Origin of the sequence: Fictibacillus sp. 23RED33 (assembly GCF_015903925.1) — a bacterium.
GTDB lineage: Bacteria > Bacillota > Bacilli > Bacillales > Fictibacillaceae > Fictibacillus > Fictibacillus phosphorivorans.
Map to the genome: position 1 here is coordinate 536,622 of NZ_JACZDX010000002.1, position 21,093 is coordinate 557,714.

20 protein-coding genes are annotated in these 21,093 nt (G+C 38.5%); 18 read left to right on the plus strand and 2 right to left on the minus strand.

The features are described from left to right. Positions 1–39: 39 nt before the first annotated feature. The gene (locus IHV09_RS10965; protein WP_197129532.1) at positions 40–801 is read right to left on the minus strand and encodes a hypothetical protein; all 762 of its coding nucleotides are present in this window, start codon (positions 799–801) and stop codon (positions 40–42) included. 361 nt (positions 802–1,162) lie between these two features. Here IHV09_RS10965 and pyrH point away from each other — a divergent pair, with 361 nt between their 5' ends. The 13 genes from pyrH (at position 1,163) to IHV09_RS11030 (ending at position 16,105) form a co-directional block, all read left to right on the plus strand. Then, entirely contained in the window at positions 1,163–1,897 is a 735-nt protein-coding gene (gene pyrH, locus IHV09_RS10970; RefSeq protein ID WP_137791752.1) for a UMP kinase, read from the plus strand. A gap of 325 nt (positions 1,898–2,222) precedes the next feature. After that, positions 2,223–3,746, plus strand: a complete 1,524-nt coding sequence (locus IHV09_RS10975) for a spore germination protein (protein ID WP_197129535.1) — start codon at positions 2,223–2,225, stop codon at positions 3,744–3,746. Further along, entirely contained in the window at positions 3,743–4,831 is a 1,089-nt protein-coding gene (locus IHV09_RS10980; RefSeq protein WP_197264507.1) for a Ger(x)C family spore germination protein, read from the plus strand. Before IHV09_RS10975 ends, IHV09_RS10980 begins: the two co-directional genes overlap by 4 nt. A 138-nt stretch (positions 4,832–4,969) precedes the next feature. Further along, complete coding sequence (locus IHV09_RS10985) at positions 4,970–5,854, plus strand: hypothetical protein (protein ID WP_197264508.1); 885 nt, start codon at positions 4,970–4,972, stop codon at positions 5,852–5,854. Between the two features lie 152 nt (positions 5,855–6,006). Continuing rightward, the gene (locus IHV09_RS10990) at positions 6,007–7,092 is read left to right on the plus strand and encodes a copper resistance D family protein (RefSeq protein ID WP_197264509.1); all 1,086 of its coding nucleotides are present in this window, start codon (positions 6,007–6,009) and stop codon (positions 7,090–7,092) included. 35 nt (positions 7,093–7,127) lie between these two features. Continuing rightward, positions 7,128–7,376, plus strand: a complete 249-nt coding sequence (locus tag IHV09_RS10995) for a DUF2573 family protein (protein ID WP_197264510.1) — start codon at positions 7,128–7,130, stop codon at positions 7,374–7,376. 386 nt (positions 7,377–7,762) lie between these two features. Then, a complete protein-coding gene (locus tag IHV09_RS11000; protein WP_197189703.1) occupies positions 7,763–8,680 on the plus strand; it encodes a proline dehydrogenase family protein in 918 nt (305 codons plus the stop codon). 407 nt (positions 8,681–9,087) lie between these two features. Further along, on the plus strand, positions 9,088–11,484 hold the full coding sequence (locus IHV09_RS11005) for a 3-hydroxyacyl-CoA dehydrogenase/enoyl-CoA hydratase family protein (RefSeq protein WP_197264511.1): 2,397 nt from the start codon (positions 9,088–9,090) through the stop codon (positions 11,482–11,484). A gap of 15 nt (positions 11,485–11,499) precedes the next feature. Continuing rightward, positions 11,500–12,681, plus strand: coding sequence for an acetyl-CoA C-acetyltransferase (locus IHV09_RS11010; protein ID WP_197264512.1), 1,182 nt, complete (start codon positions 11,500–11,502; stop codon positions 12,679–12,681). A gap of 15 nt (positions 12,682–12,696) precedes the next feature. After that, positions 12,697–14,481 (plus strand): acyl-CoA dehydrogenase family protein, encoded by a 1,785-nt coding sequence (locus IHV09_RS11015; protein ID WP_197129555.1) that lies wholly within the window; start codon positions 12,697–12,699, stop codon positions 14,479–14,481. A 504-nt stretch (positions 14,482–14,985) separates the two neighbouring features. Then, positions 14,986–15,345 carry an arsenate reductase family protein gene (locus IHV09_RS11020; protein WP_197189701.1) on the plus strand — a complete coding sequence of 120 codons (360 nt, stop codon included), beginning with the start codon at positions 14,986–14,988 and terminating at the stop codon, positions 15,343–15,345. A gap of 71 nt (positions 15,346–15,416) precedes the next feature. Then, entirely contained in the window at positions 15,417–15,803 is a 387-nt protein-coding gene (gene gcvH, locus IHV09_RS11025; protein WP_066397386.1) for a glycine cleavage system protein GcvH, read from the plus strand. A 62-nt stretch (positions 15,804–15,865) separates the two neighbouring features. Continuing rightward, entirely contained in the window at positions 15,866–16,105 is a 240-nt protein-coding gene (locus tag IHV09_RS11030; protein ID WP_066397384.1) for a YusG family protein, read from the plus strand. Between the two features lie 63 nt (positions 16,106–16,168). On the opposite strand, the gene IHV09_RS11035 is transcribed toward IHV09_RS11030, so the two are convergent. Continuing rightward, the gene (locus IHV09_RS11035) at positions 16,169–16,489 is read right to left on the minus strand and encodes a general stress protein (protein ID WP_197129562.1); all 321 of its coding nucleotides are present in this window, start codon (positions 16,487–16,489) and stop codon (positions 16,169–16,171) included. A 240-nt stretch (positions 16,490–16,729) separates the two neighbouring features. On the opposite strand from IHV09_RS11035, the gene IHV09_RS11040 reads away from it, so the two are divergent. From IHV09_RS11040 to IHV09_RS11060, 5 genes are all read left to right on the plus strand, one after another. Continuing rightward, on the plus strand, positions 16,730–17,077 hold the full coding sequence (locus IHV09_RS11040; protein ID WP_066397377.1) for a toprim domain-containing protein: 348 nt from the start codon (positions 16,730–16,732) through the stop codon (positions 17,075–17,077). A gap of 3 nt (positions 17,078–17,080) precedes the next feature. Beyond that, entirely contained in the window at positions 17,081–18,133 is a 1,053-nt protein-coding gene (locus tag IHV09_RS11045; RefSeq protein WP_197264513.1) for a PQQ-dependent sugar dehydrogenase, read from the plus strand. 4 nt (positions 18,134–18,137) lie between these two features. Beyond that, positions 18,138–18,485, plus strand: coding sequence for a thioredoxin family protein (locus IHV09_RS11050; protein ID WP_197129567.1), 348 nt, complete (start codon positions 18,138–18,140; stop codon positions 18,483–18,485). A gap of 460 nt (positions 18,486–18,945) precedes the next feature. Then, positions 18,946–19,716: an RNA polymerase sigma-I factor gene (gene sigI, locus IHV09_RS11055; protein WP_197129570.1), complete on the plus strand. Its 771-nt coding sequence runs from the start codon at positions 18,946–18,948 to the stop codon at positions 19,714–19,716. Positions 19,717–19,806: 90 nt separating this feature from the next. Further along, a complete protein-coding gene (locus IHV09_RS11060) occupies positions 19,807–21,036 on the plus strand; it encodes an anti-sigma-I factor RsgI family protein (RefSeq protein WP_197264514.1) in 1,230 nt (409 codons plus the stop codon). Positions 21,037–21,093: the final 57 nt, after the last annotated feature.

The following is a 21,093-nucleotide window of genomic DNA, read 5'->3' on the forward strand; positions in this document are numbered from 1 at the left end:
AAAAGTAAGTATCCTTACTTTTGAACAGCTTTATGATGATTAAAGCTTGAACCAGCCTCTAGATTCTAAATCCTCTGAGTTTCTCTTCTTGCGCTTCTTTTTCTTCCAATGATCATGCGTTGAGGAAGACTCCTTGCACCAGCTAGAAGATGATGAAGATGAAGAAGATGAAGATTCTTTTTTGCACCACAGTACAGATGAACTTGAGGAAGACGAGGAAGAAGATGAAGATTCAGGCTTACACCATATGATAGGTGAACTTGAAGAAGATTCTTTCTTACACTCTACTTTACATTCTTCTTTCTTCTTGCAACAAGGCTTTTCCTTTTTACAGCATAAGATTCTGCAGTTGCTGCTTTCGTCGTCGCCGATTTCCCCTGCTTGTGTAATAAAGTTGATAGAGCCGATCGCGATGATTACGAGTTCGTCGTCTTCAACCACTTGGATGGATGTACGGTTGACACGAGTTAGAACGCCTTCAACTTGGCCATCATCGTCACTTCCATCATTTACTCTTACTTTGCAGTTGATTAATTTTCGTAAGATGCTTTGGAACGTATCATTACAAACTTTCTTACGGTCCGTGTTGCAACAGTTTCTGTCAGTTGCTACTGAAACGGATCTTACATTATTTAAAGGAAAATAAAGAACCTCTCTGTCATCTGTTTTGATCGCGATAAAATCTCTTCCAACACAGACTAGTTTGCCAGACTCTTCTACATCTTCCCCTGCTCTGACTGTAACATGCTTACATAATAAATTAGCAAGCTCTCGAGGTGAGAGTTTGTTTTTACAATTCAAAATATTGCCTCCTGGTAATGGTATTGACTATTTCTTGTCCATGCATTATATGTAACAAGATTTGAAAGTGCATGTGACACTTGTCTATAATTTTGATAATAAGAGCGTATTTTTTTGTTTTTATTTATTTGATGAATGTTTTAGCTAAAATAAATTAAGATTTCACCTCGACCCATTTTTTGTATATAATGGGTGAAAAGAAGAAAAGAGGAGGGGTTGTAATGAACGGGACTCGAAACAACAATACTCATTTCTTTACAATCCATCTTATTAATCGAAAGAACAGATGACATATTTATTGTCATTTGTTCTTTTTTTTACTCATTTTTCTTTATGTGTATGAAGAAGGAGGAAAAAGCAGATGCGCTATAAACGAGTACTGATTAAATTAAGTGGTGGAGCTTTGGCTGGCCAACAAGGATCAGGTTTTGATCATCTTTCTTTAAACCATATTGCAAAAGAAGTGTTGTCTGTTCTTGAAAAAGGTATTGAAGTAGCTATCGTTGTAGGTGGAGGGAATATTTTTAGAGGGAATTTAGCAGAGTATTGGGGAATTGAAAGAGTAGAAGCTGATCAGATCGGAACGCTAGGTACAGTCATCAATAGCTTGATGCTTCGAGGAGTCCTGAAAAGTAAGATAGACCAAGAAGTTAGAGTCATGAGTTCTGTTCCGATTAGTGCTGTAGCAGAACCATATATTCGCTTAAGAGCGGTACATCACTTGAACAAAGGATATGTCGTCATTTTTGCTGGAGGCAACGGTCAACCATACGTTACGACTGACTATCCTGCTGTTCAAAGAGCGCTAGAGATGAACTGTGATGCCATACTCTGTGCAAAGCAGGGAGTTGATGGTGTTTATGACAGCGATCCTAACCGGTTCAAACAAGCAAGGAAATATGCTACTTTGCATTATGACGAAGCCATAAGGAATAATTTAAAAGTGATGGATCAATCGGCGCTAATTCTTGCTCGTGATCATGGATTGCCGATCCACCTCTTTGATTTTAACCAAGAAGGATCGTTTCTTAAAATCTGTAACGGTGAAGATGTAGGGACATTCATCAGTCACAACATAGAAACAGCTCTCGTATAAATACGTTTTTAAATGCTGTTTTTAGTTTTCACTGTTGCTTTTGAAAGTAGTTGATTTCCGTTGCAGATGCTCGCTTTCCACGAACGTTCGGTGGTCACAGTGAGCTTTCTCGTCGTATCCATGCGAGGAGCTTATCATGTTATAGGTTACACATCTTCAAATTCAACCAACTTACGAATGAAGTGAATAATAAAAGCAAATGATGCTTTATTAGTTAAAAAATGCGACTTTCACAAAGCATTCCTGTCACTGGCTGGAATGCTTTTTTGTATATTTCCACTCACCTCATCTCATATTAAGAAGTAGAAAAGAGGTGTGAGACGTTATGATGAAATGGTTAAAAAAGAAGCCGAAAGAGCAGAGCCACACGATTGATCTTTCTGATAATACTTATAGTGACATTAGAGAACTAGTGGATAATGCCAAGGAGTCTGCTGATTTTATCCATTATCCTCAAAAGACGGTTCATCACAATATTTATATTTCCTATTATAAAGCGATGATTGATGGAGAATTGCTTCATCGAGATCTACTGCCTTACTTAATACACAGCAAAGATTTTAAGAACATCAAAGACTTAAAAGATATATTGCCGATCGAGAGCGTTACAATCACAAATGATGTAAAAGAGATTCAAAACAAGCTGTTACGTGGCTTTATAGTTGTTCAACTCGGTGAATATGACGAAGAATGTGCCGTCATCCGGGCAGAGAACTTTGCGACAAACCGGCCAGTATCTGTTTCTGAAATTGAATTCTCTGTTATTGGACCGAAAGAAGCTTTTATAGAGAACTTAGATAGCAATCTTTATTTGATCAGAAGAAGATTGCCTGTTCCTGAACTTCGATTTAAGGAAGTCGTACTTGGAAAGTTTTCTAAGACACGTGTTATCATCGCTTATTTAGAAGGCGTTGCTGAAAAAGAAAACCTGAACACTGTGATGCAGCGAATCAAGGATATTGAGCTAGAAGTTATTCCGGATAGCTCTTATTTAGAGCAGATCATATCGGATAATACGAAATCAGTGTTTCCGCAGCTTATAACTACTGAACGACCTGACAGGGTTGTGTCCATGTTAAATTATGGACAAATTGCGATTCTCTCTGAAGGATCACCTCAAGCGCTTCTCGGACCAACGGGAATTTCAGAATATTTTGCTTCACCAGAAGATTATTATTTATCATGGGTTCTAGGCTCACTCTTCCGCTTCATACGTTTTCTTTCTGTTATTTTTTCAACCTTTGCAACACCGCTTTATGTGGCCGTTCTAACTTACCACTATCAGATGATTCCTAAAGATCTACTAGCACCATTAATTTCGTCACGAGTGAACATTCCGTTTCCGCCTATATTAGAAGTATTGTTTTTAGAGTTGACGATTGAACTGTTGAGGGAAGCGGGAGCTCGTCTTCCTACGAAAGTTGGTCAAACACTCGGGATCGTTGGAGGTATCGTAATCGGACAGGCGTCTGTAGAAGCGGGATTAACGAGTAATATTCTCTTGATCATCGTATCATTATCTGCACTAGCTTCGTTTACAACACCGATCTATAAAATGGCAAATACGATTCGGATACTTCGTTTTCCATTTATCTTTTTTGCGGCACTTTGGGGCGGAGTGGGTATCATACTTGCAATGTCATTTATTTTAGTCCATCTTCTGCGACTAGAGTCATTAGGCAGACCTTATCTACAGCCGATTTATCCGCCGCGTTTATTGGATATGACAGATACGATTTTCAGACTTCCATACAACCGACTGTTGAAACGCCCCATCTCATTAGGTACTGAGCTACCATCTAAAGATAAGGTTAAAGAAATGAGAAAGAAAAAGGATATCGACGAATGAAAAAATATTATAGAATGTTCCTCCTTTCTCTTATCTTTATTTTGGCAGGATGTGTGCCTAAAGAGATCATTGATGAAGTACAGCTTATACATGCTATTGGTTTTGATAAGAAACCAGATGAAAGTATTCAAGGAACGATCACTTATCCTGTGTTTAATATGGATGGAAATGTTCGAGTTGAAACATTAACAGCAGTCTCTCATACGAGCCGGTTTATACGATCTAAACTCAATACACAATCACCTAAAACACTCACAACAGGACAATTGCGTGTTGTTCTTTTTAATGATCGCTTTGCCGAAAAAGGAATATTGGAGATCGTGAATTCATTATATCGAGATCCTAATGTAGGGAATCGTCTGTTTTTAACTGTTGTAAATGGTAACACGAATGAACTTTTAACAACGAAGTATACAGCTTCTGCTCTTCCGTCCATGTATTTAGCAGATTTGCTCGATCAGAATATTAAGAGTGAGAATTTACCCAAAACGAATTTGCATGTGTTTCTTTATAGCTATTATGGTGAAGGTATGGATCCTTTCTTACCAATCGTAAAAACGCACAAAAAATCAATTCAGCTTGAAGGTATAGCTCTGTTTAAAGGGGACGAATATGTTGGAAAGTTAAATCATCGTCAATCCTTTCCTTTTAAAGTTCTTCTCGACGGTTCGAAGTCAGGTAACTATGAGGTGGAGATTGAAAAAGAAAAAAGGAAGGGTCATGCTGTTATCCGTAACATTAAAGGAACGACAACCTATAAACTAAGAAAAGTGAATGGTATCCCTCAATTTAATATAAAGATGAAGATTCTTGGTGAGATTCATGAGTATCCACATTGGTTGAACCTTGAGGAGCCAGCGAACATCGCTCTCGTTGAAAAGACATTGACGAAACAATTACAACGAGAAGCGCAGGGAGTCGTTAAAAAGTTTCAAAAATTAAAAGTAGATCCCCTTGGTCTAGGGGATCAAGTGAGAAGACGTGAAAAAGGTTGGGATTATAAAGTGTTTCAGAAGCAATATCCTTCTATGAAAATCAATGTATCAACTGAAGTAGAGATTGTAGAGTCTGGGGTTATCGAATAATGTATCTTAGCAGCTTTTCATTCGTTATGGAAAGCTGTTTCTTTGTATTCTTCTTTCTGCGGACAAAAAAATAAATCAATCGCGAATATTTATATGGTTATTCCTTTATAGGATAACGAGTTAAAGGGGGCAATTGATTTGAGTACAACAGATGAGAAAATTAAAATTAGGAACCATTGGTTTAAAATTATTTTAGTCAGCCTACTATCATTAGTTTTTATGTACAAGTTAGTGATCACTGAATTTACGTTTCATTTTTCTGACTTGCTTGCATTCCTTGTAGCTGTTTTTGCGATAGGGATCTGCAGTATGTTTTATGTAAAAGTAAATGAAGCACTCATGGCTTTTGTATCTGCCGGGAAGTCAGTTATACCGATAGCTAACAAAAATAAGATTGAGCCAGAAACGCATGAAGAGGGCATAGAGGAAGAATACATAGAAGATGATCAGGTCATATTAACGGAATCTGAGGAAGAAGAACTTGTGCGCGAATTATTATCTCAAGAAGAGCAGATTAAGCGAATGAAGCAAGTTCAGAATGAAGTTAAGAACCGCTTAGTAACCGAAGACCTTCATGAAGAAGATAAAAAAGATTACATAGACTATTTGCTGCAAAAAGAAAAAGAAATTATGTTAGCAAAACAAGAGATTATCCGAATTACTTCATTATTAGAACCTCTAGAAGAACCTGCCGATGAAGAAGACTTCGAACAAGGAAATGTTGAAGAAGAATACTTAGATGAAGAAGCTGCTCAGACTGGAAACGCCAAAGATATTGTGCAGTTATTAGGAAAAGAGTTTGTATTAAATGCAAGTTTAGAGCAGTTCAATCACAAGATGAGAGAGATTCAACACTCCATCACGATTGAAACGGCCAATCAATTAAAAGAAGAAGGACTCATTGATCCATATTTCAACGTCACGCGTAAAGGGTTGAAAGAGTTTAGACGTGCTGCAAGAAAGTTCAGCTATGGTGATGGAGTAAAATTTTTATCCAAAGTTGTGCAGCGAGGAAATCGATAACTTCATTAAAAAGCTAATAGAGGCGCGGAAAGCGTTCACCTGTTAGCTTTTTTATTTTATAGGAGATTTCATTTTATTGTCATTCTTAATTTTTGTTCCTTTCCGATTCCCTGATACAATAAGCATAGATTGTTGTGAAGGAGTTCAATTTCATGTTTATTGTCGCTAAAGCCATGTTATATGTTTGTTTTGCCTTATTAATGGGTGCGTTTATTCTATATTCAGTTCCACGAGGAAATCGTCCGGAAATCTATATTTCAAAAAAGCTTATCTTACTTTTAATTGCTTTAATCCCTTTGTTTGGCATCGGAGAGCTTATGAGGCTTACGATGCATCTTGGAGAGGATTTCGGATATTGGTTGACGTTTCAGAACATCGTTTTTAGTTTTGAAGTAGGAAAGGGTTGGCTTTTCTTAACTGGAATCTCCGTGTTATTGTTTTTTATGGTTTTATTTAATGATATTAAAGAAGATCGATTCTTTGCCGGATTAGCCGTCTTTTTGATAGCGGGGATGGGAGTTTCCGTTGGATATGCGAGTCATGCAGCAAGTTTAGAATCGTTAGGTTTCTTGGCTCACTCTTTACATTTTATAGCTGTGATCACATGGTCGGGGGTTCTACTCGTAACCGGATATTTCAGCAAAGGAGAAGGACCCAGCCTGTCCTTTTATAAATGGTTCACGCCATTGGCTGTTGCCTGTTTAGCAACCGTGATCGGTGCTGGATTGTGGTTGATGAACTATATTGTTCCTGAATATGTGAACAGCTACTTGTTGGACTACGGCCAAGCACTGTTGATCAAACACATTCTATTGTTTATCATCGTTATTTATAGTCTCATAAACGGAATATGGTTAAAAAAGAGATTAGATCAAGGAAACAGTGGATTATCACTTAACAAATGGATTAAAGCAGAAGGAATTTTATTGTTTTCTGCATTTGTAGCAACAGCGTTAATGACTCAGCAAACACCACCTCATGATGTAGCAGATACGTTAAAGATGGAAGATCCATCTAAGCTGTTTACTTTTTCTACTGGTTTAATTCCAGGAGATAATCCGATGCTGTCATTCAGCTTCTCGATGATGAGTCTCGTTTGGCTAGCATTTGCTATAGTACTTGTATTAACTATACTTGCCACGATAAAGCGAAACAAAAGTATGATACTTGCAGTAGTCGCTTCAGTGTTGGCAGCAATGGCGATTTATTTAGCCATCATGTCTTCTGTATCACTATAAGAAATGTTTTGAATGATTCTAGGGGGTAGTTAGCCATGGATGATAAATTACAACTACAGTTGGATGGTCTAATGGAGAAATATGCTGAGCTTCTCGTAGGAAGTTCAGATCCAAAACATATAGAGATGGTGAAATCTTATGCTCTATATTCATTCATCGCAAAAAGTATGCCTCCATTAGTAAAACATTGGAATGAAGAATACCCAGATGCCAAGGAAGCGATGAAGAATGTGGTTCATGAGATTAAAGAATTGAACGAAAAGCACAGAAATGAACAGAAATAAATAAGATATAACATAGAGGCAGTCATATAGACTGTCTTTTCTTTTGTATGCCATTCTTTTTCTGATACTATCAGTGATATGAAGGTAGTTAGTAGTTCCAAGTAGTGAGGGACGTTTTTTGGGTGGAGCGTAAGGTGTTGGCGGTGAAACATTGTCTTGTATCGGTGAGACTCAGCCATTTACCGGCGAACATGTCAGAAACATAAAACATGTATCGTAAAAATAGCAGTACGACATGATTAATTCATTTTTTACATGAAAAATATTTTTAATATTGCAAAATCGACAATATTCGCAAAAAAAATGATATATTTAAAGCGGTTACAACATAGAAAGAATTTAACCAATCTTATTTAATATTTTAAGGGTACTAGGGGGTAATTGGATTGGAACAACTCATGCGCAATTTTTTCTTATTTCTTGCTAAAAATAAATCGTTAACCAACCTTGCTAAAAGATACGGTCTACGTTTCGGAGCAGGTCGTTTTGTGGCAGGTGCAACACTTGATAGTTCTATTTCTGCTATCAAACGTTTGAACGAAAAGGGAATGCCTGTTACGATTGATCATCTTGGTGAGTTTGTTGACAACGAACGAGAAGCTGCTGAAATGACTCAGCATTGTATAGATGCAATTAAAGCCATCAGTAAAGAAAAGCTTGATTCACAGCTTTCTCTAAAAATGACTTCCATGGGACTAGACATTAGTGATGAACTCGTGTTGAGCAACATGAGAAAGATTATGGATGCAGCTACAAAACATAATGTTTTTATAACGATCGACATGGAAGACTATTCTCGTTGTGAAAAAACGCTTGAAGTGTTTAAGATGCTAAAGAGTGAGTATGATAACATCTCAACTGTTATTCAAGCCTATTTGTATCGTTCACTAGAAGATGTTCAAACGTTAGATGAATATCATCCGAATCTGCGATTAGTAAAAGGTGCTTACAAAGAGCCTCAAACTGTCGCATACCCGGAAAAGAGCGATGTAGATAATAACTTTAGAAAGCTGATCGAAACTCATCTATTGAACGGAAACTATACCGCGATTGCAACACATGATGATGAGATCATCCAATATACAAAAGACTTGGTTGAAAAACACAACATCCCATATGATCAATTTGAGTTTCAAATGTTGTACGGAATTCGTGTAGAGCGACAAGACCAACTGATGCAAGAAGGCTACAAGATGCGAATCTATGTACCATACGGAAACGACTGGTACGGTTACTTTATGAGACGTCTTGCTGAACGTCCGGCAAACGTTGTGTTCGTATTAAAAGGTGTGTTTGGAAAATAAATAGTAGTAATCAAGAGGAGTCTGTCTTAAACACAGGCTCCTCTTATTTTATTCATGCTGTTTTCTAAGGATTGTTGCTTCAAATCTTTTTCTTCTTTGTCTGTTGATTGGAGTGGAAGATGCGAGACTCTCCGCTCGCCCCCGCAGAAAGCGAGCATCTAGAACGGAAAATCAACTTCTTTCAAAAGCAACAATGAATACGAAAACAGCCTTATTAAAAGACATCAAATCCACTAGAAAAACTATAGGCAACCTTCCTGCATAAGATATAAATGAAAGTTTAGAAAAGAAAAAAACCTCTACTATTGCTAAAATTCAGAATATATTTTATATTGGATATAGGGTAACAAATTTTTTTATGGAGAAAAAATGAATGAGTATTCATTCAATAAAGGAGGAAGACCATCTTGTCTCGTGAAATCCGTAAAGCTGCCGTACTGGGTTCTGGTGTAATGGGATCAGGCATAGCCGCTCATCTAGCAAACGTCGGAATACCAACATTATTATTGGATATTGTACCGCCTTCTTTAAGTGAAGAGGAAAAAGCAAAAGGGATAACGGAAGATCATCCTGCATTCCGCAACAAATTTACTCTATCTGCCACACAAAAACTATTAAAGCAAAAACCAGCTCCACTTGCTGTTAAAGAAAATCTCGAATTAATCTCGATCGGTAACCTTAGCGATGATCTTGAAAAATTAAAGGATGTAGACTGGATCATTGAGGTAGTAGTTGAACGCCTTGATGTGAAACAAAAACTTTTTGAACAAGTCGATCAATATAGAAAACCAGGAAGTATCATCACCTCAAACACATCTGGAATCTCGATTTCTGCGATGGCTGAAGGACGTTCTGAAGATTTTAAAGCAAACTTCTTAGGGACGCACTTTTTTAATCCACCAAGATACTTAAAGCTTCTTGAGATCATCCCAACCGAAGATACAAAACCAGAAGTTGTTCAATTCATGCGCAGCTTTGGTGAGAACGTACTAGGAAAAGGAGTCGTTGAAGCGAAGGATACGCCTAACTTTATCGCGAACCGCATCGGAACGTATGGATTGATGGTTACAATGCAAGAGATGATGAAGCAAGGTTATAGTGTCGGTGAAGTTGATTCGGTTACAGGTCCTTTGATCGGCCGTCCTAAATCTGCAACGTTTAGAACGCTTGATGTTGTCGGACTAGATACGTTCCTTCATGTTGCGAGAAATGTTTATGAGCAAGTTGACGGAAAAGAAAAAGAAGTGTTTGAGATCCCTGATTTCTTAAACGAAATGGTAGACAAAGGCTGGACTGGAAGCAAGACAGGTCAAGGCTTCTATCTTAAACAAAAAAGTAAAGCAGGCAGTGAAATCTTAGAGCTCGATCCTGCTACGTTGGAATATAAACCGCGCTCCAAAATGAAAACAGCTACACTCGAAGCAGCTAAACAAATGAAGACAACAAACCAAAAAGTGAAAGCGCTTTTATACAGTGATGATCGTGCAGGTAAACTGCTGTGGGACATCATTAAACCGGTTCTATTATATTCTGCGGAAAAGTGTTATGAAATCGCCGATGATCTTGTTGCGATTGACCAAGCGATGAAATGGGGATTCGGATGGGAGCATGGTCCATTTGAGATTTGGGATGCGATCGGTGTACCCCAATCTGTAGAACGAATGAAATCTGAAGGAGAGACAATTCCTGGTTGGGTAGAAGAGCTTCTTCAATCAGAAAAGAATTCTTTCTACACAAAATCAGACGGTGATCGCTCGTATTACCACCACGGCAGATATCTTCCTGTGGAAGAGAACAAAAAAGTCGTTCATTTAAGCCGTTTAAAAGAAAAAGGCAATGTGATCACAAAGAATGGCGGGGCTACGTTAATCGATCTCGGTGATGATGTTGCAGGCCTTGAGTTCAATTCTCCAAACAATGCGATCGGACCTGAAATCATCATGATGCTTCATCAGGCGATCGATGAAGTTGAAAAGAATTACAAAGGGTTAGTGATTGGTAACCAAGGTAAGAACTTCTGTGTTGGTGCTAACTTGATGCTTATCCTTATGGAAGCTCAAGATGACAATTTCTTTGAACTGGATATGATGGTTCGTCAATTCCAACAAGCGATGGCAAGAGTTCGCTACAGTGCAAAACCTGTCGTTGCGGCTAACTTCGGAATGACGCTAGGCGGCGGAGTTGAAGTATCTCTTCCTGCAGCAAGACTTCAAATGTCATCTGAAACGTACATGGGGCTTGTTGAAACAGGAGTCGGCTTGATTCCGGGCGGAGGCGGAAACAAAGAGCTTTATCTTCGTTTATTAGAGCAACTGCCAGAAGGTGCTAAGGGAGATCTGCAAAAAGTTGCGAACCAAGCCTTTGAAACGATTGCGATGGCTAAAGTTTCAACTTCAGCTCAAGAAGCACGCAAGCTAGGGTTCTTACGAAAAGAAGACAGCATCTCCGTAAACGGTGACCACCTCTTACATGATGCAAAAACACAAGTACTCGCATTAGAAGGGATTGGCTATACACCGCCTGTAAGAAAGAAGATTCCTGTAGTTGGTGAAGCCGGTTATGCAACGTTGGCACTAGGAGCACAGACGATGCACTTCAGCCAATATATTTCAGAGCACGATTTAAAAATTGCAAAGAAACTAGCCTTTGTTCTCGCTGGAGGAAGAGTGCCAGAAGGAACATTGGTAGACGAACAATACTTACTAGATTTGGAGAGAGAAGCATTCCTAAGTCTAGCTGGAGAACCAAAAAGCCAGGCAAGAATGCAGCACATGCTTGTTAAAGGCAAGCCGCTAAGAAACTAAGGGGGGAAGAACTCAATGTTAAAAGAGGCAGTAATAGTAGCAGGTGCTAGGACAGCGGTTGGTAAAGCGAAAAAAGGTTCTTTTGCACATATGAGACCAGATGAACTAGCAGCGGTAACCATCAAAGAAACGTTGAAGCGTGCAGGCGATTATAACGGAGAGATTGATGATTTAATCATCGGATGTGCTGTTCCTGAAGCAGAACAAGGGATGAACATGGCTCGTCTGATCGGTGCTCGAGCAGGATTACCTGAAACTGTACCAGCGATTACGATCAATCGTTTTTGTTCATCGGGTCTGCAAAGTATTGCGTACGGAGCAGAAAAAATCATGCTAGGTGCAGCCGAAGCGATTCTTGCAGGCGGAGCTGAATCCATGAGCCTTGTTCCTGTAGTAGGTCATGTCGTAAAGCCTAACCCTTACTTAGTTGAGACGGTGCCGCAATATTATATGGGCATGGGTCATACAGCGGAAGAAGTAGCTAGACGTTTTGGCATCTCAAGACATGATCAAGATGAATTCGCCGTAAGAAGTCATCAAAAAGCAGCGGCAGCGATTAAAGACGGGAAGTTTAACGACGAGATCGTTCCTGTACATGTTATGAAACGCTGGTTAGATGAGCAATCAAAGTTAGTTGAAAAAGAGGTTGCTGTGTCAGTAGATGAAGGTGTCCGTGCTGGAACAACCGTTGATGTACTTAGTAAGCTTCGTCCGGCATTCACACCAACTGGTTCTGTAACAGCAGGGAACTCTTCACAAACAAGTGATGGCGCTGCAACGGTTCTTGTGATGAACAGAGAAAAAGCAGAAGCAGAAGGTTTAACGCCATTATTGAAATTCCGTTCTTTTGCAGTAGCTGGGGTAGCTCCAGACATCATGGGAGTAGGTCCTGTTGCCGCCATTCCGAAAGCATTAAAAATGGCAGGATTAGAAATTTCAGACATCGGCTTGTTCGAGTTGAATGAGGCATTTGCTTCTCAGAGCGTTCAAGTCATTCGTGAACTGAACCTTCCAGAAGATAAAGTAAACGTGAATGGTGGTGCGATCGCACTTGGCCATCCGCTAGGTTGCTCAGGAACTAAACTCACATTAACTCTCTTACATGAGATGAAGCGTCGCAACGAACAATTCGGAGTTGTTACGATGTGTATCGGTGGTGGCATGGGAGCAGCAGGCGTATTTGAACTAGTAGGATAACAAGGAGGAGAAAACATGTCGAATACAGCAGAAAAACAAATCATTGGTGGAAGCTTTTTAATCGAAGATGTTTCCGCAGCAGATATTTATACACCTGAGGATTTTTCAGAAGAACACTTGATGATCGCGAAAACAACGGAAGATTTCGTTGTGAAAGAGGTTGTTCCTCAACTTGAAAAGATGGAAGATCACGATTTTACTGTTTCTCGAAAATTATTAACTAAAGCGGGAGAGCTAGGTCTACTAGGAGCAGATGTACCTGAAGAATATGGCGGCTTAGGTCTAGATAAGATTTCTTCTTCACTCATCACTGAAAAGTTCGCACGCGGACGCGGCTTTTCAATTAGTTATGGAGCACACGTAGGAATTGGATCACTACCAATCGTTCTTTTTGGTAACGAAGAACAAAAGAAAAAATACTTACCTGAACTAGCAACTGGTGAGAAGATCGCAGCTTATGCATTAACTGAGCCAGGTTCTGGATCTGATGCACTTGGCGCAAGAACGACAGCAAAGCTTAACGCTGAAGGCACTCACTATGTATTGAACGGTGAAAAGCAGTGGATCACAAACTCTGCGTTTGCTGACGTTTTCGTCGTATACGCAAAGATCGATGGTGAGCAGTTCACAGCATTCATCGTTGAAAGAGATTATAAAGGCGTTTCCACAGGACCAGAAGAAAAGAAGATGGGAATCAAGAGTTCTTCAACGCGTACGCTTATCCTAGAAGATGTAGAAGTACCAAAGGAAAATCTGTTATGGGAAGCAGGAAAGGGACATCTGATTGCGTTTAACATTCTAAACATCGGCCGTTACAAGCTTGCATTAGGATGTGTAGGAGCTGCAAAACGAGCATTCGAAGTATCTGTAAAATACGCGAACGAGCGTCAACAGTTCAAGCGTAAAATCAGTTCTTTTAGCTTAATTCAAGAAAAGCTTGCGAACATGGCTGTCCAAACGTATGCAGCTGAAAGTTCTGTGTACCGAACGGTAGGTCTATTTGAAAACCGTCTAGGCGCTTTATCTGAAGAAAAGCAAAAAGACGGACGTGAGTTAGCGAAAGCAATCGCAGAGTATGCGATCGAATGTTCACTGAACAAAGTATCAGCTTCAGAAGTGTTGGATTATGTAGTAGATGAAGGCGTTCAGATTCATGGTGGGTACGGCTTTATGTCTGAATATGAGATTGAAGGTGCATACCGCGATTCTCGTATCAACCGAATCTTCGAAGGAACGAACGAGATCAACCGTTTATTAGTACCAGGAACGCTTGTGAAAAAAGCGATGAAGAACGAACTTCCGCTTATTCAAAAAGCAACTCAGCTTCAACAAGAGCTTATGATGTTAATGCCTGTTGAAGTAGGTACGGAAAGCTTGGATCAGGAAAAATACCTTGTTTCTATGGCTAAGAAAATTTTCTTGATGACAGCTGGATTAACGGTTCAGAAGTTCGGACCTAAGTTAGAGCAAGAGCAAGAAGTATTGTCGAACTTAGCAGATATCATTAGTGAAGTGTACAACATGGAATCTGTTCTCTTGCGTACTGAAAAAGCAATCGAAAGATCTGGAGCTGAAAAGGCAAAACAAAAACTGTTATACACAGAAGTGTATTGCCAAGAAGCATTCAACCGCATTGAAGCACATGCTAAAGAATCCATCATTGCCGTTGAAGAAGGCGATATGCTCCGCATGATGCTGTCCGCGTTAAAGAAACTAACGCGCCATACACCAATTAATGTGATTAAGAAGAAGCGAGAACTCGCGGTTCAGCTTCTTGAAGAAGAACGCTATATCGTTTAATTGATCTGTATTTATTTACGCTAACCTTCAAAATATCTTATCTTTCCCTCCTGCATTTGTAGGAGGGCTTTTTTTGTTTTAAACAGGCTTATGTTGTAGTGGAAGCTGATGGTTTGGGTTCAGAGCGTTCGCGTTCAGCGTGTACGGTAGGAGTATCATGCCTTGCACTTCAATCCACTGTTACAGTTGATAATAAAAATGAATTTGGAAATCTTTAAGGAGATGAATCCACAAAAAAACGGCTTTAATCCACAAATATAGACAGTTTATCCACGAATTTCAGCTCCCAATCCAAAAGTTTCAGCTGTTTATCCGCGAGTCTACAATCCTCGACAATTACCACACATGAATATACCCCCATCCTCATTAAAATCATGGAAATCTCCCTCTCATATCCTTCATTGCACGTCACATTACATCCTGATATAAGAAATTAGCCAACGTGCAGAATTTCTTGTTTTATTGGTAACACTAGTTTGTGGTACTATGAGAAGGGGTGATATAATGCTACTGAAAGTGTATGAATATCCAAAATGCTCAACTTGCCAAAAAGCAAAAAAATGGCTAAAAGAAAATGATGTAGCCTTTGAGCCTATACATATTGTGGAGAGCCCGCCTTCTGCTGAGGAACTTAAGAAATTAATCGATCTTAGTGGTCTAGAGATCAAGAAGTTCTTTAATACGAGCGGAATGAAGTATCGTGAGTTGGGTATGAAAGAAAAGATGAAAACAGCTACAGAAGAAGAACTGCTCGAAATCTTAGCAAGTGATGGCATGCTTATTAAAAGACCGATCGCAACTGATGGCAAGCAAGTCACAGTAGGATTTAAAGAAGATCATTACGATAACACATGGAAAAAATAAAAATGTTACTGACTGCGATAAATCATTTATTGTAGTTATTATAAAACCAAGAAAAGCTGGAGGGATTACACATGGAATTTCCAAAAGAATTACGCTATTCAGAAGAGCACGAGTGGACTAAAACAGAAGAAGGCAATAAAGTTCGTATCGGTATTACAGCATTTGCGCAAGACGAACTAGGAGATATCGTATTCGTTGAACTTCCTGAAGTTGGAGATGAGCTTACTGCGGACGAGCCTTTCGGAAGCGTAGAATCTGTTAAGACTGTTTCTGAGTTATATGCGCCTGTATCTGGAAAAGTTGTAGAAGTAAATGCAGACCTTGATGATAGCCCTGAACTTGTTAACGAGTCTCCATATGAAAAAGCTTGGATGGTTGTAGTAGAACTTTCAGATGCATCTGAGGTTGAAAAGTTAATGACTGCTGAACAGTACGAAGAATTAATCAAAGAAGATTAATGAAATCAATCTCTTCAGGAAAGAATAGACATATTGCTATTCTTTTTTGGAGGGATTTTTTTATGAACCAAGATAGACGAGATGTTACATCAAGAGTTTTTGGTAAAATGAAGGGTGGATCAATGTCCCTTTATTTGGATAAGGATGAAATTGGCCAGATCCGCTTTACGAATCAAGGGAACATGTACGAGATGGCTGAGGGGTTTGAATTTGATGCAGACAAGATTTATAAACGTGAAAAACCTGTAGAATTACCAAATCCATCAAAGTATGTGGATGAATGTGATAAGGGTTGGTGCTGATTTCAGCATCAATAGAGGATGATGTCAATGTGATCTATCTTGGCAATCATCCTCTTTTTGATTTTAGATCTGTTTGTTTCGTTCGGCACTCCCACCTTTTGAGCCGATCTTTTGATAAAAACTTTTATCCTGGTTTTGGGATGTGGCCGTACCGCCTTTCTTTCCGATTTCTTGATAAAACGTTTTATTATGTGTACTAGAGGTAGAGCTCCCACCTTTTCTCCCGATTTCTTGAAAGAAAGTTGTGCTATGTTTTTTTGATGTGGAGGTACCGCCCTTTTTTCCGATCTGTTGATAGAATTCTTTTCCTCGTGATTTGGATGTTTTCTCGCCGCCTAATCTGCCTGCATCAGCTCGGCTCATTTTAGGTTCTGTTTTTGCCATGTGATGACTCCTCCAATATTCGTTTTATGACTCCTAAATTCCCTTTTATAACAGGATGTCAAACACGTTTGAGGCGAATTAGTACTAAACGCATACACCGAACAGAAATAGGTAGGAAAATAGGAAAAAGGGGTATAGTAATAAAGAACATCTCTTGCAGGATTTTAATAAAATAAAGCAAATATATAATCTAAGCGATGCATTCATTTTATAGTCTTCAAAGTATAGGAGAGATGAGTAATGAATGAAATCAAAAACAAAGTAATCATTGTCGAAGGTAAATCTGATAAGGATAAGTTAGCCGCAATCTTGGATGAACCGGTTGAAATTATTTGTACGAATGGAACTTTAGGTTTGGATAAATTAGAAGAGCTTGCATTAGCCATTGAGGATCGAGATGTATATATCTTGGTCGATGCTGATGATGCTGGCCATAAACTAAGAAAACAACTGCAACGTGAATTGCCTAATGCAGAGCATTTATATATTAATAAGATGTACAGAGAAGTTGCTAAAACACCTCTAATGTACCTCGCAAAGGTATTGGTAGGTGCACACTTTAATATTCAAAAGAATTGCTTAGGATAAGCCATGAAAAAGAAATGGTTGAGTCTTCTAACTACCTTTTGCTTAGTGAGTGGTTGCAGTCCTTCAAATAAAGATGAAGTAAAAACGACTTCTAAAGATGCCGTGAGCAAAAATTTAAATATTCCGTGGCAAATAAACAGCACCCCAAAACAAATGTGGATCAGTGAACGAACTGGGGGGCTTGTTTTACTAGGGCCAAAACAAAAAAAGACCTCTTATTCCCCAAAATTTTCAGAAGCTATAGCTGATGACGGGGAAGGAGGTTTTCTTGGCTTTCTATTAGACCCAAATTACGACAGTAATAAAAAAGCTTATGGATATTATACATATGAAAAATCGAATCGTTTAGTTAATCGGATTGTCGAGATGCGTTTTGAAAATAATGAATGGAAAGAAAGCAGAATCCTGCTAGATGATATTCCAGGAGGCTACACACACAATGGAGGAAGAATGGAGTGGGGACCAGATCGAAAACTATATATCACAACGGGTGATAGTGGCGAAGAAGAGCTGTCCCAAAATCTAAACAGTCTGGCTGGGAAAATTTTAAGAATGAATAATGATGGTTCTGTTCCAGAGGACAACCCGTTCCATCCTTCACCTGTCTATACATACGGTCATCGGAATCCACAAGGAATGACATGGGATGATGAAGGTAAGATGTTTGCTGCTGAACATGGCTCATCTAACTATGATGAGATTAATAAAATTGATCCGGGTAAAAATTACGGATGGCCGATCATTCGTGGTGACGAAAAAAAGGAAGGGCTAGAATCACCGTGGGTTCACTCTGGTCGTGAAACGTGGGCACCTTCAGGCATCGATTATAAAAACGGTTATCTGTTTGTTGCAGCATTGAGAGGCGAAAGTGTCATAACGGTTAACACGTCTTCTAAGAAGATAACCACTATTGTTTCCAATAAAGGGCGCATTCGTGATATCCTTATTGAAGATAATCACATGTATGTTGTTACGAATAACAAAGATGGTAGAGGACAGCCGTCGAGCGATGATGATGTGCTGCTAAAAGTTTCACTAAAAAATGTAATGGAGTAGTACCATGAAAGAAATCACTCGAAAAAATTGGAACACCGTTATTGAACAATCACTTCAGAATCCGTACTTTCTATACCTAGAGACTCCGCTTTGTGGAACTTGTAAAATGGGAAAAAGAATGTTTGAGGTAGCAGTTGAAACGATACGTGTTCAAAAAGACGAAAATATAGCTGTAGGTGTTAGTAATATTAATGAGATGCCCGAGCTTGCATCCAAGTATGGGGTAACAAGCGTGCCATGTTTACTCATTCTTTCTAGAGGAATTGCAATCGATCGTATTTATGCACTTCAATCTGCGGGAAATATATATAAATCCATGTTAAAACTAGTGGAAAAGGAATATAAAGGGTGAAAAAAATGTGGGATATACCCCACATTTTTCATTTCATCGTCTAATTCTACAAAAAAACTTATTTTTCGGGGGTTAAATCTCAAGAAAAATATGGGAATTTAATGTCGTTCACTCGCCCTTTTGTAACAATAAAGGGTGTTTTTTTTTATTTTGAAATAACGCTGATGACCTTAGTAGAGGGGTTTATCAAGGTATTTGAACAATTATCAGTTTGTTTTGCAAATTCAGTACTTTAACGATAACGTCACAAATGTTACGGACGCTGTAATATTGTTATAGAACTGTATCCTACAAATGTCAAAAGTCATGGTATAAATGAATAGGAGAGCTTGTTTGCATGTTTGCTCCCTAGCTTATTGTGGTAAATAAGAATGATTTTATTTTTGAGATAAAAATATACGATTCACTAATAAACGAAACAAAATGCAAAGCAATTCTTTAACAGAGGTGATTGATAAACATGGCATCTTTAAATTTAAATGCAGTATTTCCTATTGGAAAAAATAAATTATCGAACAATAAATTAACAAGTATAGAAGATAAAGTTCTAACGATCCAAGAAAGAGACGATGAGAAACTAAGAAACGAACTGATCGGTGATTACCAACCATTCATTAAAAAAGTAACATCGAAAGTTTGCAGTCAATATATAGATCGTACGATGGACGAGTTTAGTGTAGGTCTTTTTGCCTTCAACGAAGCGATTGATCAATACCAAGAAGGTCAAGGTAGCCGTTTCTTGTCCTTCGCCGATATGGTTATTAGACGAAGAGTTATTGATTACATTCGTAAAGAAGTCCGTCAGAACAGACTGATATTCTTACAGCCAGATGAAGAAGATGAAGAAGGTCGCTTAGAAGAAAGTTATGCAGAGCAAAAAGCTGCGATGGATCATTTTGAAGACCAGATTCAAGTTGAGAATCGCGTTTATGAGATCGAAGAGTATCAAAAGTTATTAAAAACGTTCGGATTGAACTTTAAAGTATTAAGTAAGCATTGTCCAAAGCATGTGGATGCACGTGAAAATGCAAAAGAAATTGCTCGTCTTTTAGCTGAGAACGAAGAACTTGCCGCGTTTCTAAAAGAAAAAAAGCAATTACCAATAAAAGATTTATTAAATATGGTATCCTGTAGTCGTAAAACCATAGAGAGAAATCGAAAGTATATAATAGCAGTATCACTTATATATTTAGGCGATTTTCAAGCGCTGAAATCATACATTCAGCCATAAGGTGAGGTAAATAAGGTTACTAGGCAAGGGAATGTAATGTTCTCTTGCCTGTAATTTATACTGATCCTGCTACATGCGGGAGGGATATCATTGAAGAACGGCAGCGGCATCGTTATTGAAGTTCAGAATAAAAAAGCAACTCTTCTCATGAAGGACGGAACCTTTGTCACAGTAAGAGTACCAGCAGGTAAAAGACCTCTTATAGGTAATGAGTATCAGGCTTCTTATTTTTCACACAAAAAAAGAAGTCTTTTTGTGCTGCCATCTATTTCGTTTTCAGTGGCAGCATTAATTGCATTTCTTTTTATTTCAGGTCTTTTACCCAACAGCAGCCATTCTGCCGCGGCTGCTTATGTTAGCTTTGATATCAATCCAAGCCTTGAGGTTGGCGTAGATGATAATATGCGAGTGGTTGAAATGGATGCCTTTAATGACGAAGCAAAAAAAATCATTAAGAAATACAATTTTTCTACAGATGATCGTATGCCGTTTGAAGTATTCGCGGATCAACTGATCAAAGCTTATCAGCGAGAAGGCTATATGGAAGAGAATCAGTCCATGCTTATCACTACAGTATCCGATAAATCCAGTGATAAGAAAACGAAGCAGGAATTGGATCATGCATTGGATTCAATTGTTAAAAAAGCTGTCGTTCAATACCCTGTAGCGATTACTGTTTCTGAAACAAACGAAGAAGTTCGCGATAAGGCGAAACAATTAGGCGTATCTTCAGGGAAATATACAGCATTCCAAGAAGCAACGAAGAATGATAAGCATCTTAAAGAAGAAAAGATTAAAGAAGTGAAGTTTCAAGAGCTTAAAGTGAATACTACTTCTTCTAAAAATATTAAATCTGTACCACATCCTCGTAAAATAAAGGCTGCACCTCATGAGGTCAAGGTAAAGCCAGTAATTAATAAAGAAAAAAAATCGGATCACCAAAGCTCAGTTAAACCGACCGAGAAAAACCTTGTGAAGCCTCAAAAGAATACGAATGAAAAACGTAACAGCAAAGAGCTTGGCAATAGGAATGATCAAAATAACAATAGAAATCATATTCAGCAAAAAGAGCAAAGAGTAGAACCTAAAAAGATGAAGGAACCTGTCAGAACACAAAACCATGATAGGAATTACAATCAGAATAAAGAGCATAGAAAAGAAAACAGATATCAGGATAAGAATCATAACAAGCGACAAAAAGAAAATGACCGTAATAAACATGAACAGAGACAGCAATGGAATGGAGACAGGCATTCTAATGATGATCATAAGCGTTCCAAAGGTGAACATCGAAAGCAAGAAAAGAAACATAAACACTAATTATGAGATAACATGTCGTAATAGCAATTACGATTCCTTGCTGCTGTCGAAGGGTTT

Excerpts from the sequence above, each read along its gene's own strand:
- pyrH (WP_137791752.1), top strand. The coding sequence starts at position 1,163 with ATGCGCTATAAACGAGTACTGATTAAATTAAGTGGTGGAGCTTTGGCT.
- IHV09_RS10975 (WP_197129535.1), top strand. The coding sequence starts at position 2,223 with ATGATGAAATGGTTAAAAAAGAAGCCGAAAGAGCAGAGCCACACGATT.
- IHV09_RS10980 (WP_197264507.1), top strand. The coding sequence starts at position 3,743 with ATGAAAAAATATTATAGAATGTTCCTCCTTTCTCTTATCTTTATTTTG.
- IHV09_RS10990 (WP_197264509.1), top strand. The coding sequence starts at position 6,007 with ATGTTTATTGTCGCTAAAGCCATGTTATATGTTTGTTTTGCCTTATTA.
- IHV09_RS10995 (WP_197264510.1), top strand. The coding sequence starts at position 7,128 with ATGGATGATAAATTACAACTACAGTTGGATGGTCTAATGGAGAAATAT.
- IHV09_RS11010 (WP_197264512.1), top strand. The coding sequence starts at position 11,500 with ATGTTAAAAGAGGCAGTAATAGTAGCAGGTGCTAGGACAGCGGTTGGT.
- IHV09_RS11015 (WP_197129555.1), top strand. The coding sequence starts at position 12,697 with ATGTCGAATACAGCAGAAAAACAAATCATTGGTGGAAGCTTTTTAATC.
- IHV09_RS11020 (WP_197189701.1), top strand. The coding sequence starts at position 14,986 with ATGCTACTGAAAGTGTATGAATATCCAAAATGCTCAACTTGCCAAAAA.
- gcvH (WP_066397386.1), top strand. The coding sequence starts at position 15,417 with ATGGAATTTCCAAAAGAATTACGCTATTCAGAAGAGCACGAGTGGACT.
- IHV09_RS11030 (WP_066397384.1), top strand. The coding sequence starts at position 15,866 with ATGAACCAAGATAGACGAGATGTTACATCAAGAGTTTTTGGTAAAATG.
- IHV09_RS11035 (WP_197129562.1), bottom strand. The coding sequence starts at position 16,489 with ATGGCAAAAACAGAACCTAAAATGAGCCGAGCTGATGCAGGCAGATTA.
- IHV09_RS11040 (WP_066397377.1), top strand. The coding sequence starts at position 16,730 with ATGAATGAAATCAAAAACAAAGTAATCATTGTCGAAGGTAAATCTGAT.
- IHV09_RS11045 (WP_197264513.1), top strand. The coding sequence starts at position 17,081 with ATGAAAAAGAAATGGTTGAGTCTTCTAACTACCTTTTGCTTAGTGAGT.
- IHV09_RS11050 (WP_197129567.1), top strand. The coding sequence starts at position 18,138 with ATGAAAGAAATCACTCGAAAAAATTGGAACACCGTTATTGAACAATCA.
- sigI (WP_197129570.1), top strand. The coding sequence starts at position 18,946 with ATGGCATCTTTAAATTTAAATGCAGTATTTCCTATTGGAAAAAATAAA.